The sequence below is a fragment of the Bacillus cereus group sp. RP43 genome, assembly GCF_040459645.1.
Lineage (GTDB): Bacteria > Bacillota > Bacilli > Bacillales > Bacillaceae_G > Bacillus_A > Bacillus_A mycoides_C.
The window spans coordinates 176,211-194,644 of sequence record NZ_JARVHQ010000002.1; the positions used below are offsets into that span (position 1 = coordinate 176,211).

Sequence of the window (18,434 nt, forward strand, 5' to 3'; positions counted from 1 at the left end):
GCTAAAGGTTATAAGCATGCCTTAGCGCCTTTGGTAGCTTGTACTTTTCTTAGAAGGAGGGATAAATAATGACTTGGTATATTTCTTCAACTACATTTAAGGAAAAAGAATTAACAAAAGAAGAAAGTCTATATATGCTAGGAAATGGGTATGTAGGTGTTAGAGGGAATTTTGAAGAGGAATATCCTGAATCTCTAACATCAATTCGAGGTACTTATTTAAATGCCTTTCATGATATTACAAAAATTTCGTATGGGGAAAAACTTCATGCATTTCCAGAAACGCAACAGAAGCTCGTTAACGTAATTGATACACAAACAGTTCAGATTTATTTAGGTGAGGAACGAGAGAAGTTTTCGTTATGGACAGGTGAAATTCTTTCTTACAACAGATTATTGAATATGAAAACTGGTTATAGTGATCGAACGATACATTGGCGCTCACCACGTGGTAAAGAAGTACGTATTACGTTTCAACGATTAGTATCCATGATTCATAAGGAATTATTTACAATCCATGTAAAAGTAGAACCTGTTAATTTTCATGGGAAAATTGAATTTGTTTCTTCAATTAACGGGGACGTTTCTAATTTTGTTGATAAAAACGATCCACGTGTTGCGTCCGGACATGCTAAGCGATTATCAACGATTGTAGCAAGGACAGAAGATTGTGGACAGGTAGTTATCAATCAAACATTAGAATCTAAGCTTCAGGTTTGCTGTGTTTCAGATACGATCTTACATACAGAGTATCAACGGGATGTACATGTACAAGCAGATCGGATTGATGTCCATGCAAGCTGTGATTTAATAGAGACAGTTAAATTGACGAAATGGAATGTTTTTACTGATACACTTCGGCACGGTGAACACCTTGTTGAAGTGGGAATCAAGCAATTAGAAAAGCTTTCAAAATTATCATTTGTTACTCTGTTAGAAGAACAGCAAAAGTATTTAGAACATTTCTGGGAATCAGCTGATATCCGTATTGATGGGGATTCTTCTCTACAAGAAGGAATCCGCTTTAATATATTTCAATTATTGCAATCTGCTGGTCGAGATCGTTATTCTAATATTGCCGCCAAAGGCTTATCCGGTGAAGGGTACGAAGGACATTACTTCTGGGATACGGAAATCTATATGTTTCCAGTATTCTTAATGACGAATCCGGAGCTTGCGAAACAGCTTCTCATATATCGCCATTCAATATTAGATCATGCGAGAGCACGAGCAAAAGAAATGGGGCATAGCCGAGGTGCGCTCTTTCCTTGGCGTACGATCTCCGGAACAGAGTGTTCAGCCTACTATCCTGCTGGTACTGCCCAATATCATATTAGCGGTGATGTTGCATATAGCTATATTCAATATTATTTAATCACACAAGATAAACAATTCCTTGTTGAATATGGTGCAGAAGTACTGATAGAAACAGCTCGATTATGGATGGATACTGGTCATTACCATGATGATTTTTTCAAAATTGATGCTGTTACAGGTCCAGATGAATACACTTGTATCGTGAATAATAATTATTATACAAACCTACTTGCAAAATATAATCTTAAATGGGCAGCAAAGGTATATCACATCCTAGAAGCTGAAAATACTAAAAAACTATCAGAGTTAAAAGGAAAACTAGCTTTAACAGCAGGTGAGGTTGATACCTGGATTGAGGCAAGCAAGAAGGTGTACCTCCCGTACGATGAAAAACGAGATATCTCGCTCCAAGATGATACATTTCTACAAAAGGATGTTTGGGATTTTGCGGTGACACCAAAAGAGAAGTATCCATTACTGCTGCATTATCATCCACTAACCTTATATCGCTACCAAGTTTGCAAGCAACCAGATACTGTTCTCGGACATTTTTTACTGGAGGATGAGCAAGAATTTTCAACAATAAAAAACTCATACGATTATTATGAAAGATTAACTACTCATGATTCATCCTTATCTTCTTGTATTTTTAGTATTATGGCCTCTAAAGTGGGGTATCAAGAAAAAGCTTATGAATATTTTATGGAAACAGCCCGTCTAGATTTGGATAATACTCACAAAAATACAAAAGATGGTCTCCATATGGCGAATATGGGAGGGACATGGATGGCAATTATCTATGGGTTTGCTGGTTTACGAGTAAAGGAATCGGGTTTATCTTTTGCTCCTTCTATTCCAAAGGATTGGAAGGAGTATACATTTAGATTGAAGTATCAGGAGCGATTTATTGAAATAACAATAGATCAGAACAAGGTAACTCTAACCCTTTTATCTGGAGTACCAATTGAAGTAAAAGTATATGAAAAAAGGGTAATTTTCTCTGATGAATTTTCTCAAAGAATCTTGTAAACAATTTTGAAAACAAATCCATAGTTTTAAATAATAAAATATTGGTTCTGTTGCAAAGCTTCTCATCATCAAATTAAATGCGGGATTTATCACTAACTATGATGCAACTATAAATAATTTTTGTAATTCACTGCACTTCGAAAAACATGAGTCTGATTTAAGACTCGTGTTTTGTTTATATATAGCATGAGATTCTGTTGCAAAGTTTTTAAAAAGTATAAAAAAGTTGATATATAAGAGGTAGGATTTAAGCAATCGCCACTAACTGTTGTAATTCTTGGTATGCCGAAAAAATGGAGTCTTGTAAAAGGGGTCACACGACCCAAAAAAGAAAATTATAAGTTAAGGTAATATTTTAAATAATAAAACCAATTCTTATATGTGAAAAGAATCGGTTTTATTATTATTTTTTTATATTGGATGTTTTTGCCCCCCTCGAAAAGGGGGAATACGGGATTCAGCCCAGCAAATTAAGATTTTGAGGTTCCCCTTTAACGAAAGTTTTGTGTTTTTTATAGCAACGAAGTTCATTTTTATCGTTTTGGGGGCAACCTGTTCTGTTAGGTTGATGGGCATGTGGTGCTACCCCACATCCATCAACTTAAGGATTTGGGCTATTCTTGAAGTTAAAAGCACGTTACTATTCTCTTATGTTAATGAGAAAGGGTGACGTGCTTTTTATGAATATGCATCAAAAACAAGAGCTGTCTTTATTTGCCGAAGAGTTATATCGATATATGTCCCCCGCTACACTGAATCAATTAGCCATAGAAGCAGGTGGAATGAAACGAAAACGTAAGTGCCATGGGCACCATTTTTTATCTTTGTGTGTATGGTTAAATCAACAAATCGCTACAACCTCTCTTACTCAACTTTGTAGTCAATTAGAAACTTCAATAGGAATTTTATTAAGTCCTGAGGGACTTAATCGACAATTTAACTCGGCTTCTGTAGCCTTCTTTCGAAATGTATTTACTACACTTCTACAAGCTAAAATTGGAGGGTCATCTACAATTTCTCATTCTCTTTCTGCTTACTTTGAGCGGATTCGCATCCTTGATTCTACAACCTTTCAAGTTCCAAATCGATTCGCAGCTACTTATCCTGGTGCCGGAGGATGTAGTCATACAGCTGGTGTGAAAATTCAATTAGAGTATGACTTGTTGAGTGGTGAGTTTTCTGATGTGAAAATTGAACCAGGAAAACGAAGTGATCAGGCATATGGTGCGACTCGAACAGGTATGACACAAAAGAATGAACTATATATTCGTGACTTAGGGTATTTTCGTTTACAAGACTTTAAGTCTATTCAAGATAAGGAAGGATATTATTTATCACGCCTTAAATTACCAACTAAAATATATAGAAAAGAATTCGAAACAGTGGTATTTAAAACAAAACCTGCTCAATTGAGACCGGTATATATACAAATTCATTTGGAAGACATCATGAAACAATTACAACCTGGCCAAGTGTGTGAATTACATGATGTATATGTAGGGAGCAAAGACAAACTACCCACTCGCATTGTGGTTTATAGATGTACAGAGGAGCAAAAACAGAAACGCCTACATGATCGAGCTATTTGTGAAAAGAAAAAAGGGATTACATATACAGAGCGTACGAAACTTTTACAAGGAATTACGGTATATATGACAAACATTCCTACGGAATGGGTACCAAAAGAGAAAATCTATGATTTATATTCACTGCGTTGGCAAATTGAGCTGTTTTTTAAAATATGGAAATCTTGGTTTCGAATTCATCGTTGTAAATCTATTAAACAAGAGCGATTAGAATGCCACCTTTATGGACAACTCATTAGTATCCTATTATGTTCTTCTACTATGTTTAAAATGAGAGAACTCCTGTTACGTAAGAAACAGAAAGAGCTAAGCGAATATAAAGCGATGTACATAATTAAAGATTATTTCTTACTTTTTCATCAAGCACTACATAAAAACACCCAAGAATTATCAAAGATTCTCCTTCGTCTGTTTAACCTCCTACAGCGAAATGGACGAAAATCTCACAGATATGAGAAAAAAACAGTCTTTGATATTTTAGGTGTTGTGTATGAGTATACCACTTCTGCCCATCAGGTAGCGTAGTGAAAAAATTCAAACCCGTCAGGGTTTATTTGATATGCCTACTTTTATAACATCTATAAACGATAATAAAATACTACGTGAAAAGACCGCATTTTGTATAAAAATATACCTTAAGTTGATGGATGTGGGGTGCCGCCACATGCCCATCAACCTAACAGAACAGGTTGCCCCAAAAACGATAAAAATGAACTTCATTGCTATAAAAGACTCTAATTTTTCGTTATGGGGCAAATATTATATAAAATGATATCGAAAATAATAGATATGTCTGAATCACTTGGATGAAATCACTAGTTTCAAAAAAGCCTTCACGCAATGATGATTGCATGAAGGCTTTTGATGTTATCTTATTTTTTTGTCTCGTTGACCCATGTAATAATGTCCTGGATGACGTACTCGGGAACACTAGCAGGGATTTCGTATTCACTAGGAAGTCTTAATTCTCCATCTCCCTCCGTGAAGAAATGATTCAATTTCGGGTATTCTTTGAATTGAACATTCCTGCGGTTTGAAAGTCCTTCCTGCCATTTTGTATATTCATCTCTTACTGTTACTTGATAATTGCGTGCCCCTTGCAGAATCAGTAAAGGCTCTTTTCGTGATTTTGCCTCTTCAACTGGACGCCACCTAGAAACATCATACATAAAATGGGGCGATCCAAAATTGTAGCCAGCTGGAGGATGGTCTGGATCAAAAGTAGGCTCCTGGATAAATGCGACCTGTCTTTTTAGTTCATCGATTACTTCCTTTGGCGCCCCAAGGTATTGATTCTGATCAATGGCAATGTCAGTCAAAGGGCGTGCAGGTGGTGCGAGTAAGATACTTCCTCTGACAAGTGAGGAAGGTGCTTTGCTCAGTATACGCGGCATTGTGCCAGCTCCTAGGCTATGTCCAAGAATAAAAATATTATTTGGATCAATACCTTCCTGCTGCGCTGCTGATTTTGCTGCATATATGGCATCATCTGTAGTATCACGGTCTAACGTACCAGGTTCTGCACTCATCTTTAATGCGTGTTCTAAGGTGCGTTTTTCATAGCGTAACACTGCAATTCCTTTGGATGAAAGGCCCACCGCAAGGTCTCGTAAAATTTTTGTTCCGAGATATGTACTATCGCGATCATGGATGCCAGCACCATGAACAAGAACAACTACGGGTACTTTTTCTCCAGGCTTATGTTTCGGAACCGTTAATGTGGCTGGTAACGGATAGGTAGAATTTCCAATGACGATTTCACGTTCTTGATAGGAAGCAGGTGGATCATAGCTAGGATGCGGGATGGGATAAGATTCTGGAGGCATCCTTACCCCAACTTCATCTACTTTTCCGCCAGGTGTAAATTTAAGGAGTAGCGGCATGGTAGTTCCTTGGGTAGTTCCTGGAACTTCCACCGTCTGATGGACCAAGTTTCGTTCTTTTATCACGGGGGTTCCCATGCTTTTTATCCCGCTCCAGTCACTGTGTGTCCCAACTGTAACAGCAAATGATTTATGTATCCGAGATATAGGTTGTTTTCATTTAAAAGACCTTCAATACATACAATATAAAGAGGCAAACAAGTATGGAGAATAAAATTAACCCAGAATTATTGGAATCATGAAATGAGGCTTTTAAAAGGAATGCTTATTTCTTCAATCACTATCAATTTTGTTTTTGAAATATCCCTATTTAATCAAAGGGTTATTAAAAATCATATAACAGGAGGATTTATATGAAAAAAAATAAAATTTTGATATTATTGATATTTATTTTTTTTATTTCCCTTACAAACCATCCCCTTGCAGCCGAAACTTTAAACAAACTTGAGTTTATAAAAGAACAACAGATTAAAAATGAAAATCTTATTCTTATTGATATAAGAGGAAATAATGTGGAAGAATATCAAGAGGCACAACATATGGTTGATAGAATAAAAAAAATAAAAAGCGGCATACTTGATAAATTAGTGGCAGACGGAACATATGTAAAACTTGTTAATTATCCTATCACTGAGTCTGACGAGTACAGGGACCTAAAGGGATTAATTCCACGAGGATGGGAAGGGCAAACCAATGCCGAAGGAAAACAATTGACCTGGGATGATGTACCAGGTGTGGGATCTGATATTGGTGGAAAACCTGTAATGGCTAGAATAGGTTTTAGTGAAAGAGGAAAGGGGCATGGTTCCATTAATTTAGAACTTCATGAAATAGCGCATGCAATTGATCGAGTGGTTTTTTTAAATATAAGTCATACTGATTGGTTTGATGTTCCTTTCAGTAAAGAAAGACAGAAATTTTTCCCGGATAAATATTACGAAAATAAGGAAGAATATTTTGCGGAATGTTTTACATATTATTATTTTAGCAAATCATCCAAGCAAGAGCTAAAAGATAAGGCCCCATTGACTTATAGTTACATAGATTTATTAATTAAAAAATATTCAAGGGGATTCCAATTCAACGGAACCTATTAATGAACTATTAGAAGGAAATCAATTTGCATGGTCCTTAAAAGGATATAGTGATCGAGAATTCGCAAAAGTAGATTATCACAAGAAGGCAGAATTAACTATGGTTTCAAAATAAAGTCGCGATGTTTATAAAAAAGATACGATGCTCTATCCCTTTAGGTGGTTATCTAAAGGGGTATTTTTATACTAAAAAGGAAAAGAACATCTGAATTGAAGGATAGACTAGGGAACTGTTGTGTGGCAATAAGTTATTCCTTTAGAGGATGCTATTATTAGACATTCCCGAAAAAAATGTACAAGAAAAGTATTTCCTATCAGAAGAAAAATTGGAAAAAATCGTATTTAAATAATAGGGAATATTAATTCTAGTGGTTGGAGAAGGGGTGGAGAGATGTGTAATCCTATGGGGATATCCCCTACGATTACATGCAAAGATGATCCCAGGGTTTTACTTCCTAATAAAAAGGCAGCTAAATTAGAAATGAATTAAATGGAGAGTGTAAATGATGAAAAGCTATAAAATCCATATTAAAGAAGCTACAAAAAAAAGGATATGCAGTAGCTGAAGTGGGGATAGTGTTAATTATACTGTTCCAGGGAGTAAAACTAGAAGGGGAAGAGGAGGGAAAGGTGTTGCTCAGACATTAGATGCTGCTTGTAATATGAACGTTATTACATGCACCGTGATGGCGATGTCACTGAGGGGACTGCATTTCCAACCTATTGGCTTGGTGCTCAGCCAGCGAAATTAAAGCTCGTAAAAAATGTAACACATTAAATGCTTGTAAAAATTAATAGATGTACTCCGATTCAAAAAAAGGTTCTGCAGTAAGTGTCAGGTCCGTTTTGTTATGTATCTATTATTTAACGAATTGAAGCGACGTAGTAAATAAAGGAGTTATTATTCATCAAGATGGAATAGTTGAAAAATTTCAAATCTAATAAAGTATACAAAGAAAAGACACTCTTCATAGAGTGTCTTTTCTCCTACTTGAACCATCTTAATTTTAATAACATCCAGTTCTTCTTACAATTACAAATATATCAGCTATCTTTCACATCACATTTATTTTACCATATTTATCTATGGAAATTATTGAGAAATATGTTTTATAACTATTTATGTTAAAATCCATCAAAAAAACGAACGTATTCTCGTAAAATAGGTTGAATATTTGGGTTAAGTAGGAAAATGTTAAGAACGAACGTTTTGTAGCGGGGATAATGCAGTGTATGACTATACACTTTGCCCAAACAATACAGTATTTTACCTAGATCTTGTGTCATTTTTCGGATCCGTTTCTTGCTTGAAATTAGGTTATGATCCACTACAAACAAAGTTAGCAGTAGTTATCGATACAGCAAGACCAGGTTCTGTTGTTTTAGCTGCTACTAAACCACTAAAACAATTAGTTTTGAACTACCCCCACTTTCACTTCGTTTAGAAGAGGGGGATTCCTAAGTAAAGAGTTCTATCGAACTCTAATTTATTAGGCTATCTCCAAAGTCCTTGCGGTTAGAAGCCTTATCGCTTCATCCTTTAGATTGATACTTGCGTTAATATCCCTATCATGGTGTGTACGACAAGAAGGGCAGCCTCACCTACTCACTAAGCGTTCCTTGAGGAAGGAGTCTTCTTGACTAAAATGATAAAATTACGGTTTGGTTTTATGTACCTCCATCAACTACAAATTCACAATGGATTTTGCATTTTCATATCTCTGCATTTTATCTTTACATCAGCATGTTATTCTCCTCATGTAAGTATCTTACATTTAATAATAATGGAAATAGTGAAAGACTTTTAATTGGTTAAACTAGAAAAGAAAGTATTTTTTCGTGAAAATAAATCGTGGGGAAGATAGAATATGGAAAGAACAATTTTAATTGTGGAAGATGAAGATATTTTACGTGAAATTATGAAGGATTATTTACTAAACGAAGGATATAAGGTGTTAGAGGCGATTGATGGGAAAGAAGCATTGTCTACATTTGAAGAACATGAGGTACATTTAATTATTCTAGACATTATGTTACCAGAATTAGATGGTTGGACGGTCTGTCGACGAATTCGTAAAACATCTAATGTGCCTATTATTATGTTAACGGCTCGGGTTGATGAGGATGATACCCTGCTTGGATTTGAACTAGGAGCAGATGATTATGTTACAAAACCATACAGTCCCCCTATTCTATTAGCGAGAGCCAAAAGATTAATTGAAAGTCGACATTCTTCGAAAGTTAATATATCAATTGAGGACACATTAACTAGAAGTAGCATCCATGTACATTATCCCTCCCGTACAGTAACTGTCGATGAAAAAGATATAAATCTGACGCACACAGAATTTGAAATACTAACATATTTAATGAAAAATCAAGGAATTATTATTTCTAGAGAACAATTAATAACTAAAATATGGGGGTATGAATTTACAGGGGATGATCGTACAGTCAATAGTCATATCCGTAATTTGCGTCATAAATTAGGAAATAGAGCAACTTGTATTGTAACAGTTGTCCGAGCTGGTTATAAATTTGAGGATCAGATATGAAAAAAGGAATTGTATTAAAATTATTTATATTAACAACGGCATTATGCACACTTATTTTAGTAACTATTTTTATTGGACAAACCATATTTTTCAAGCAATACTACGCAAATCGAAAAGTTAATGATATTAAAACGAATATTCAATCCTTTGAAAAAGCATATGTAAAATCTGGAGATGATGCGAAAGTAATTCAAGAATTGGAACAAAATTTCTATCAAGAGAATGCGACATGGATTAAAACGCTAGACAGTGTAGGCAATATAAAATATGCAAATGGATTTACTTTAGAAATTCAATTAGATCCTAATAAAAATAATTTTTTTTCTAATCGTGTAATTCATATTCCAATGTATAGTTTTGTTGATTTAGAGGATATGCAAAGGATGCAGTTTCGTTTAGAACCGGGGAATCGTATTATTATTGATGGATTACAACAAGGTGATACAGTAATACCTGCGATATTAACGGTAAAAAATGGGAATTTGGTATTGGAGAATAAGCAACTTTCAGAAAGGTTATATGGAAGAGAAGACACAACGGAACCGTCATCAAAAGAAAGCTCAAATTTAGACTTATTAGGAAGCATTAAGAAAGTACAATTCCCAGAGGGAACTATAGGGCCAAGCTTTATTTATACAAATCGTGTATTTATAGAAAGGATAAAACAATTTCAGATAAATCTAATATTAGATGGAAAAGATAAAAAATTAACTTCTATGGAAATAATGGATTATGAGCAAAATGATATTAAATATAAAATATTCATTAAACCAATAAAAGATGTAAATGGTAAGATAAATTATTTTTTTGCTATGACATCATTACAACCAGTGGATGAAGCTGTACAAATGATAAAAGATTATTATATTTATTTAGTTATATTAGTGCTAATTCTTATTGTTTTAGTATCGTTCTATTACTCAAAAAAAATCGCTAAACCATTGTTACAAATAAATGATACTACAAAAAGAATTGCGGATTTGGATTTTTCAGAGAGTATACCTATTACTACAAGAGATGAAATAGGTGATTTATCAAACAGTATTAATACACTTTCTATGACTTTGCATTCGTATATTAACCAACTGCAGCAAGACATAGAGAAAGAAAAGCAATTAGAAAGTACACGTAAAGAATTTATCTCTGGTGTTTCACATGAGTTAAAGACGCCTTTAAGTATAATGAAGAGCTGTATTTCAATTTTGGAAGACGGTGTTGCAAGTAATAAAAAAGAGTATTACTTTAAAGCAATGTCAAAAGAAGTGGATAAAATGGATATGCTCATTATTGATATGCTAGAACTAGCAAAGTTTGAATCCGGTACGTATAAAATGGAAATGGATGTTTTCCATATTGATGAGATAATTGATTATATATGCGAGCAATTATCCTCGGATATAAAGGCTAAGCAATTACATGTCCATAAGCACCTTTCTAAAATTGAAGTTGTTGCAAACCAGCATCGAATAGAACAAGTTATTACTAACTTTATTACCAATGCGATTCGTTACACACCAGAAAATGAGAATATTATTATTTCTACAATAGAAGAAAATGAACGTGTCAAAGTATGTATAGAAAATAAAGGAGCTCATATCGCACCAGAACATTTAGAGAAAATATGGGATCGTTTTTATCGAGGAGATACGTCTCGTCAACGATCCAAAGGTGGAACAGGGCTGGGGCTTGCTATTTCAAAGAATATTTTAGAATTGCATAGTGTACAATATGGTGTATCAAATACTGAAGATGGTGTATTATTTTTCTTCTATTTAAATAAAAGCTTGTAGAATTTGAGTTCTACGAGCTTTTATTATTTTTAAACAAAATTGACCTTATCTGCACTTTATCTTTATCAGCGTTCATTAATTATTTTACTCTCTAACAAAATAGGTAAATAGAAAAATACTATTCTTTCTTTATCTTAATCAGGAAGAATAGTATTTTTTATTTTGGGTGTACAGGGCTAATACTGGTGATATTATACATATTTATTCACCAGCAATTGAATGTTTGTTCACTATTTATTTGGTGTATAACCAGTTCTCGAATTCGGGAATTAACTTAACTTTAGTAGAGAGGCAAATACTTTTCTAAAGAGGGAATTAAAGTATTCTTTAACTAATTTCGACATTATCTGCATTTTATCTTTATCCCTCTCTATTAATCTATTTATTGTAAGAACCGGTTGAAAATACTGAGTCAACCAAATAAAGGTTCGGATTTATAAATAATTGATATAAAAATCAATAGAGAAAGGATAGATAAATAATGAAAAAATCAAAAAATAAAAATAAAACAGGTGTAATAACTAAGGCAATAATATCGCTAGGAGCTGTTCTAGCAACGGCTTGTTTCATGTTCTTATTAATTGGAAAATTTAATTCCACTCCTGCGAAAGGGGTAGCTCAAGAAAGTATTAAACAAGTTAACACGCAGCAACAAGAAAAGAAAAGTGAAACACCACCGACAAAACAAAAAAGGCCGGATGGAAAACCTGTAGGAAAAGTAGTCTACTTAACATTTGATGACGGTCCGAGCGCATTAACTGGTCAATTTTTGGATGTATTAAAAGAGGAAAATGTAAAATCAACATTTTTCATGCAAGGAAGTAATTTGCAAAATACCAGTCTTCAGGAAAATGTAAAACGAGCAATAAAAGAGGGGCATTATATTGGTGCACATAGTATGACACATAATAGCAATAAGTTATATAAAAATGGGCAATTTGTACCAGAGATGAAAGAAACTCTAGCTCTTATACATGAAATTACAGGTACAAACCCTAAATTAGTTCGCCCACCATATGGTTCCGCACCAGGTCTAAAAAGCGAAGAAATTCGTAAGCAAATTGTAGAATCTGGAATAAAAGTCTGGGATTGGACGATTGATTCTCATGACTGGGAATTAAAAGATAATTCAACTCAGATTGCAGAAAATGTAAAAAAACAAACGACAGAAGATATAGAAGTTGTTTTGATGCATGAAAAACCACAGACATTACAAGCTCTTCCTGAAATTATTAAATTTTATAAAGAGAAAGGATATGAATTTGGTGTATACAATGATGCAGACCATTTCCACCTGAATTTCCAGAAAGATCAACGTTTATAGTATTTGACACTCCCCCCTAAAGGGTCAAGCTGACAAACGTCAGTGGGATTCTAGCTACCAAAGGCGAAGTCCATTTCTGGTATCGCTGACGTGTAAGATTGCGGTGTGCCATCACCACTCTCACGACAGACCGTATAGGTTCGTGAGCTACGGTACTATCACCATACCATACCGTACAGGTTCGTGTTCATTTGTTTTAGCGTCTAGTTCTTGACGACACATTTCATTTTACCGATAGCATGAATTCGGCTACCGAACTCCATATGACATCTTGTTTTCAAGGAACACATTGTCGTTTTAAAGACTTGTGCTTGTCTAAAGTTTCAGTATAACCAAAACACAACTGTTTTTCTATGAAAAAGCGATACTTCATCCCATTCCTAAAGTCCGATATGGGTTTCCTGTATCGCAAAATCTGTAATTATCTTTGAAAATTGGCTTTTATCAGTAAAACGTTACCTAATTTCATTAATAAAAGCACTGTAAGAAAGGAAATTGGATGAAAATTAGTAGAAATCATAAGGCAATATCCGTATCTTATACTTTCAGAATAACATACCTTAGTATCATACTATCAACATCTAAATATTTTTGAAGAATATCAACATGATAACTGTATTTAAGAACTACAATTATCTATAACTATAATTATATATTGGGTTCCAGCATAACGTATCAAGTTAAAAAACTAATTAGCCCCCAAAACGAAAAAAGTGACCTGACTTCTCAAAGTAACTCCCTGTAAAGAAAGAAAATTTTCGTTTAGGGAGTACTTCAAGACCTTAGCTTGATGGTGATATTGCCGTACTCCTATTACCATTTTTGTTCCGTTACTATACAAACCAAAGATTTTATTTTATCTTGAATTTAATTTATTTGTAAATCTGGAACAAATTTATTACTTAGATTGTCTATTAAGTGTAATCCTAAAAACTTAGTGCTCAAACTCAATACACTGAACCTGATTTGACATCTATTTTAAGTACTGCAAAATACGAAAGGACTGATTATCTTGAAAAGTACAAGAATGTTAAAAATAGGGATGTGTGTTGGAATACTAAGTTTAAGTCTTGCAAGTGTAAAACTTTTTATAGGTGAACCATTGTAGGTGGGAGCAAAAGAAAAAGTTTGACGCTCGACTGGGTGTCTATGAAATCGACACCGGTACAAACTGGGCAGTTACTTATCGATCACCTAATGAATGGTTTGTTTACGTATCTACCTTTAAGGCTCTGGTTGCATGGGCATTGTTACTACAATACCTAATTGACAAATTAGATGAAGTTATCACTTATACAAAATATGATTTAGTAGAGTATTTACCAGTTACAGAGAAACACGTGGATACCGGCATGACTCTTGGGGAAATTGCAGAGGCTGCTATTCGTTACAGTGATAACACTGCGGGGAATATTTTATTCAAGAAATTAGACGGACCTAAAGGATTTGAAAAAGTACTTAGACAGAATGGTAATAAGGTTACCTTGGCTGATTGCTTTGAGCCGGATATGAAAGAAGCTATTCAGGGAGACATTTGTGATACAAGTACAGCAAAAACACTTGCTACCAATCTTAAGGCTTTCACGGTCAGAGATGCACTCCAAACTGATAAACGTAAAATCCCTACGGATTGGATGCGCGGAAACGCTACAGGAGACGAACTCATCCATGCTGGTGTACCAAAAGATTGGGAAGTCGATGATAAATCTGGAGCCAGAAGCTACGGAACACCTAATGAAATTGCCATCGTTTAGCCACCGAATAGAGAACCAGAGAGCCGATTATCATTGCAATTCTGTCCGGTCAAGATGCTATATATAATACTGAGCTAATCGCGCAGATTGCCAAGGTTACAATAGATGCTCTCAAGTGAGGGCGTTGATTTTACCTTTGCTTTCTGATTCCCTATATTCCATACCATCTATAGGATAAAATTAGAAGTCGATTCTTTTTTACATCAAAAGAATCGTTTTTTACATTCTTTTCATTTCATTACCATTATGCTAACAAGAACCACTATATTAGACGAGTGGTCCAAGAACTCACTATTACAAATATTAGATATAGTACAAAGAGATGAGGAACAGCTCACAATTTCCTTGCTTAAAGGGGCAGCATTATTATAAAGAATAGAGATGAAAATAGTTTGTTCAAGAGTTAATCTTAGTTTTATAAACTATAGATTAGGAAAATATTGACTGATTCCGGTTAACACACTTTTTAAATATAAGTATATTTCTGAAAGTGACCTCAATAATTTCAAGTAAATCAACGGGAGAATTGAAAGGCAGGAGAAAGTAGCATGTCAGAAAATTATCGTTCTCGAGAGGAGCGAAGACAAGTTAAAAAGAAAAAACAACCAGCTTCTAAAAAACAACAAGGTAAAACATCGTTTTTTCGCAAATTTTTAATCAGTTGCTTACTACTTGGTATTGTAGGATTAGTCGCAGGGGTTGCTACCTTTTTCGTTATGATCAAGGATGCGCCAAAACTTGAGAAAGCAAAACTTGTTAATCCGTTATCCTCAAAAATTTATGATAAAGATGGAAAATTGATATATGAATATGGGAAAGAAAAACGAACGAATATTATGTATAATCAAATTCCTAAATTAGTAGAAAATGCATTTTTAGCGACAGAAGATGCACGTTTTTACGAGCACAGTGGCGTAGACTTTAAAGGTACTGCACGTGCAGTTTTAGTCAGCCTAAAAGGGGATTACGGCTCTCAAGGTGGAAGTACGATTACGCAGCAAGTTATTAAAAATTACTTCTTATCGATGGAAAAAACGTCAAAGCGTAAGGTTCAGGAAATATATTTGGCGTATAAACTAGAACAACAATATTCAAAACATGAAATATTAGAGATGTATTTAAATAAAATTAATTTAGGTAACCGTTCATATGGAATCGCAACAGCAGCACAAAACTACTACGGTAAAGAATTGAAAGATTTAACATTACCAGAAGTTGCAATGTTGGCCGGTTTACCAAAAGCACCAAATAACTATGATCCAACGAAAAAAGAAAATGTTCAAAGGGCAACAGAAAGAAGAAACGTTGTACTAGAATTAATGAATCGACATGGTTATATAACAAAAGAAGAAATGGAAAAAGCCTCACAGGTTAAAGTAACAGATGGGCTTAAATCTGCAACAGAACTTCAAGCAATGCCATATCCTGCATTTATGGATGCGGTTGTGAAAGAAGTAGAAAAAGAATTACCAGATGCTAATATTGGATCTGACGGTTTAGAAATTTATACAACATTAGACTCAAAGGCACAGGATTTTGCGGACAAGCTTTTAAATGAAAATATTATTAATTATCCAAATGAGAAATTTCAAGGGGCTTTCACATTTATGGATACGAAAACAGGAGAAGTTCGTGCAATTGGTAGCGGACGCGGTGAAAATAAAGCTGTATTTAAAGGACATAATATAGCGATTGAATTAGATCGATCAGCAGGTTCAACAATGAAACCAATTTTTGATTACGCTCCTGCAATTGAATATTTAAAATGGGCTACTTACCATCAAATTGATGACTCTCCATTTAAGTATTCAACAGGACAAGAAGTTAGAAATGCAGATAGAAAGCATTTAGGACCAATTACAATGCGTGATGCATTGAAAACATCCCGAAATATCCCGGCTATTAAAACTGCAAAAGAAGTAGGAATTAATAAATCAAAAGCTTTCTCTGAAAAGTTAGGTATTACCTTTAATGTAGCACCGACCGAGTCAACAGCGATTGGTACAAATGAAGCGTCACCAACTGAAATTGCAGGTGCTTACGCGGCATTTGGTAATGATGGTAAGTATACGAAGCCGCATTTTGTTAAGAAAGTAGTTTATCCAGATGGTAAATCAAAAAGCTTTGAGCAAAAGCCAAAACGAGTTATGAAGGATTCTACAGCATATATGATTACTGATATGCTTCGTACTTTTGTTTCATCTGGATTGGGTACAGCAGCTAATATAGATTCTTTAGATGTAGCGGGTAAAACAGGTACAACAAACTATTCTTTAGAACAAATAGCACAATATAATTTACCAGAAAGTGCAACTCGTGATAGTTGGTTTGCTGGTTATACACCACAATATACGATGGCAGTATGGACTGGATATATAAAAGATAGTAAAGACGATTATATTAGTAGTAAAAATACGAAAATTTCTCAGTTGATTTTTAAAGAAATGATGAGCAAGATGGCTACAGATAAATCACGCTTTAAAATGCCGAACAGTGTAGTTCAAGAAGGTAGCGAATTACGTATTAAAGGTGAGAAACGTGATTCTTCTCCAAATACAACTGAACAGTCAAGTAATAATAATCAAATTAAGCAACAAGAAAAGCAAAAGAAACAAGAGGAATTAAAGAAGCCAGAAGAGCAAAAGCAAAGTAAGCCAAACAATGGTAGTGGCCAAGGAAATACAACGCCACCAAACAATGGTAGTGGCCAAGGGAATACAACACCGCCAAACAATGGTAGTGGCCAAGGAAATACAACACCGCCAAACAATGGTAGTGGCCAAGGAAATACAACACCGCCAAACAATGGTAGTGGCCAAGGAAATACAACGCCACCAAACAATGGTAGTGGCCAAAGAAATACAACGCCACCAAACAATGGTAGTGGCCAAGGGAATACAACGCCGCCAAACAATGGTAGTGGCCAAGGAAATACAACGCCGCCAAACAATGGGGATGACCAAGGAAATACAACGCCGCCAAACAATGGGGATGGCCATGGAACGCCAACGCAACCAAGTAATGATGGGAATACAGGAGAGGCTCCAGCCAATAATGGATAATAAGTAATATGAAGAAATTGTTGGTTCGGTGCAAATTTTAAAAAAAGCATAAACAGGTTGGTAAATGAGGATGGAACAATTTCCACAAAACAGTGCGATGAAATACCGAGGGACCTAGAAAAGTACGATTCGAAAGAAATTAATTTATTAGAAGAAAATATATAAATTGACAAGAGAAAAGCACTTTGTGTATATCACAGGTGCTTTTCATTTTGATATTGGACTTGAATTAAATAAACCTGAAAGTAAACTTTTATACTAAAATATTTGCGACGAATAGGGGGATGGATATGAAATACTTTGAGTTTATTAAACAAGAATATTGGGCGTTAGTAGTGGCGGAATCAGTTGAGAAGGCTTATGCAGTTTATGCAGAAGAATCAGCTTCAGAAGTTGCAAAAGAGGGGCCCGTCGATGAGATTTCTAGAGCGTTCGCCTTTGGGAAGTATTTAAATGCGGTGGCAGGTTTAGAAGAGAATCAGGGCAAGGAATTAAAAGAATATATATGTGAGTTTGCGGAAATGGAGAACATACCCATTTTAATTACTTCAGAATTAGCATAAAAGAGCAGCTAGCAAAAGCTAACTGCTCAGATCAAAAATGAAAATCTAGATGCATAGATAGTATATGACAAGTTATAGGTTACGTTCAAGGAGGAATGGATATGAGTAACGCTCTTTTAGAATCAACTAAATAAAAAACAGGATCTGATATTCATATATCAGGTCCTGTTTCACTATGTATAATTATTTTACTGCCTCTTTTAATTCTTTTCCCGCCTTAAAAGCAGGTGCCTTTGAAGCAGCGATTTGCATTTCTTCACCTGTTTGTGGGTTACGTCCTGTACGTGCAGATCTTTCACGCACTTCAAATGTACCAAAGCCAAGAATCTGTACTTTCTCTTCATTTGCAAGCGCATTTGTTATAGCATTTAATACAGCTTGTGTTGCTGCTGCTGCCTCTTTTTGTGTAAGTTCTGCTTTTTCTGCTACCATTTTTGTTAGTTCAGTTTTATTCATTTCTTGCACCTCTTTGAATGTA

General features: G+C 34.8%; 8 protein-coding genes and 6 pseudogenes. 12 read left to right on the forward strand and 2 right to left on the reverse strand.

Annotated elements, in window-relative coordinates:
- The first annotated feature begins 68 nt into the window (after nt 1-68).
- Nucleotides 69-2,345 carry a glycoside hydrolase family 65 protein gene (locus QCI75_RS27585; protein ID WP_353761718.1) on the forward strand — a complete coding sequence of 759 codons (2,277 nt, stop codon included), beginning with the start codon at nt 69-71 and terminating at the stop codon, nt 2,343-2,345.
- Nucleotides 2,346-3,025: 680 nt separating this feature from the next.
- Nucleotides 3,026-4,456, forward strand: coding sequence for an IS4 family transposase (locus tag QCI75_RS27590; RefSeq protein WP_353761719.1), 1,431 nt, complete (start codon nt 3,026-3,028; stop codon nt 4,454-4,456).
- Between the two features lie 347 nt (nt 4,457-4,803).
- Here QCI75_RS27590 and QCI75_RS27595 read toward each other — a convergent pair.
- A pseudogene (locus tag QCI75_RS27595) lies at nt 4,804-5,922 on the reverse strand (alpha/beta hydrolase family protein); the annotation flags it as partial.
- A 245-nt stretch (nt 5,923-6,167) separates the two neighbouring features.
- Between QCI75_RS27595 and QCI75_RS27600 the strand changes: the two are divergent.
- From QCI75_RS27600 to QCI75_RS27650, 10 genes and pseudogenes are all read left to right on the forward strand, one after another.
- Nucleotides 6,168-7,002: pseudogene (locus QCI75_RS27600) on the forward strand (anthrax toxin lethal factor-related metalloendopeptidase); the annotation flags it as partial.
- A gap of 412 nt (nt 7,003-7,414) precedes the next feature.
- A pseudogene (locus tag QCI75_RS27605) lies at nt 7,415-7,585 on the forward strand (DNA cytosine methyltransferase); the annotation flags it as partial.
- Nucleotides 7,573-7,703, forward strand: a pseudogene (locus QCI75_RS27610) (dipeptidyl aminopeptidase); the annotation flags it as partial. The pseudogenes QCI75_RS27605 and QCI75_RS27610, both read left to right, overlap by 13 nt.
- Before the next feature lie 434 nt (nt 7,704-8,137).
- Nucleotides 8,138-8,320: pseudogene (locus tag QCI75_RS27615) on the forward strand (Y-family DNA polymerase); the annotation flags it as partial.
- Between the two features lie 456 nt (nt 8,321-8,776).
- The gene (locus tag QCI75_RS27625; RefSeq protein WP_353761720.1) at nt 8,777-9,463 is read left to right on the forward strand and encodes a response regulator transcription factor; all 687 of its coding nucleotides are present in this window, start codon (nt 8,777-8,779) and stop codon (nt 9,461-9,463) included.
- Entirely contained in the window at nt 9,460-11,253 is a 1,794-nt protein-coding gene (locus QCI75_RS27630) for a HAMP domain-containing sensor histidine kinase (protein ID WP_353761721.1), read from the forward strand. The genes QCI75_RS27625 and QCI75_RS27630 overlap by 4 nt, the downstream gene beginning before the upstream one ends.
- 481 nt (nt 11,254-11,734) lie before the next feature.
- Nucleotides 11,735-12,577, forward strand: coding sequence for a polysaccharide deacetylase family protein (locus tag QCI75_RS27635; protein WP_353761723.1), 843 nt, complete (start codon nt 11,735-11,737; stop codon nt 12,575-12,577).
- Between the two features lie 1,027 nt (nt 12,578-13,604).
- Nucleotides 13,605-14,450, forward strand: a pseudogene (gene bla / locus QCI75_RS27640) (class A beta-lactamase).
- Between the two features lie 429 nt (nt 14,451-14,879).
- Entirely contained in the window at nt 14,880-17,393 is a 2,514-nt protein-coding gene (locus QCI75_RS27645) for a PBP1A family penicillin-binding protein (RefSeq protein WP_353761724.1), read from the forward strand.
- 290 nt (nt 17,394-17,683) lie between these two features.
- Nucleotides 17,684-17,956 carry a hypothetical protein gene (locus QCI75_RS27650; RefSeq protein WP_353761726.1) on the forward strand — a complete coding sequence of 91 codons (273 nt, stop codon included), beginning with the start codon at nt 17,684-17,686 and terminating at the stop codon, nt 17,954-17,956.
- Between the two features lie 183 nt (nt 17,957-18,139).
- Here the strand turns inward: QCI75_RS27650 and QCI75_RS27655 are convergent, their stop codons facing one another.
- Entirely contained in the window at nt 18,140-18,412 is a 273-nt protein-coding gene (locus tag QCI75_RS27655; protein ID WP_002150757.1) for an HU family DNA-binding protein, read from the reverse strand.
- Nucleotides 18,413-18,434: the final 22 nt, after the last annotated feature.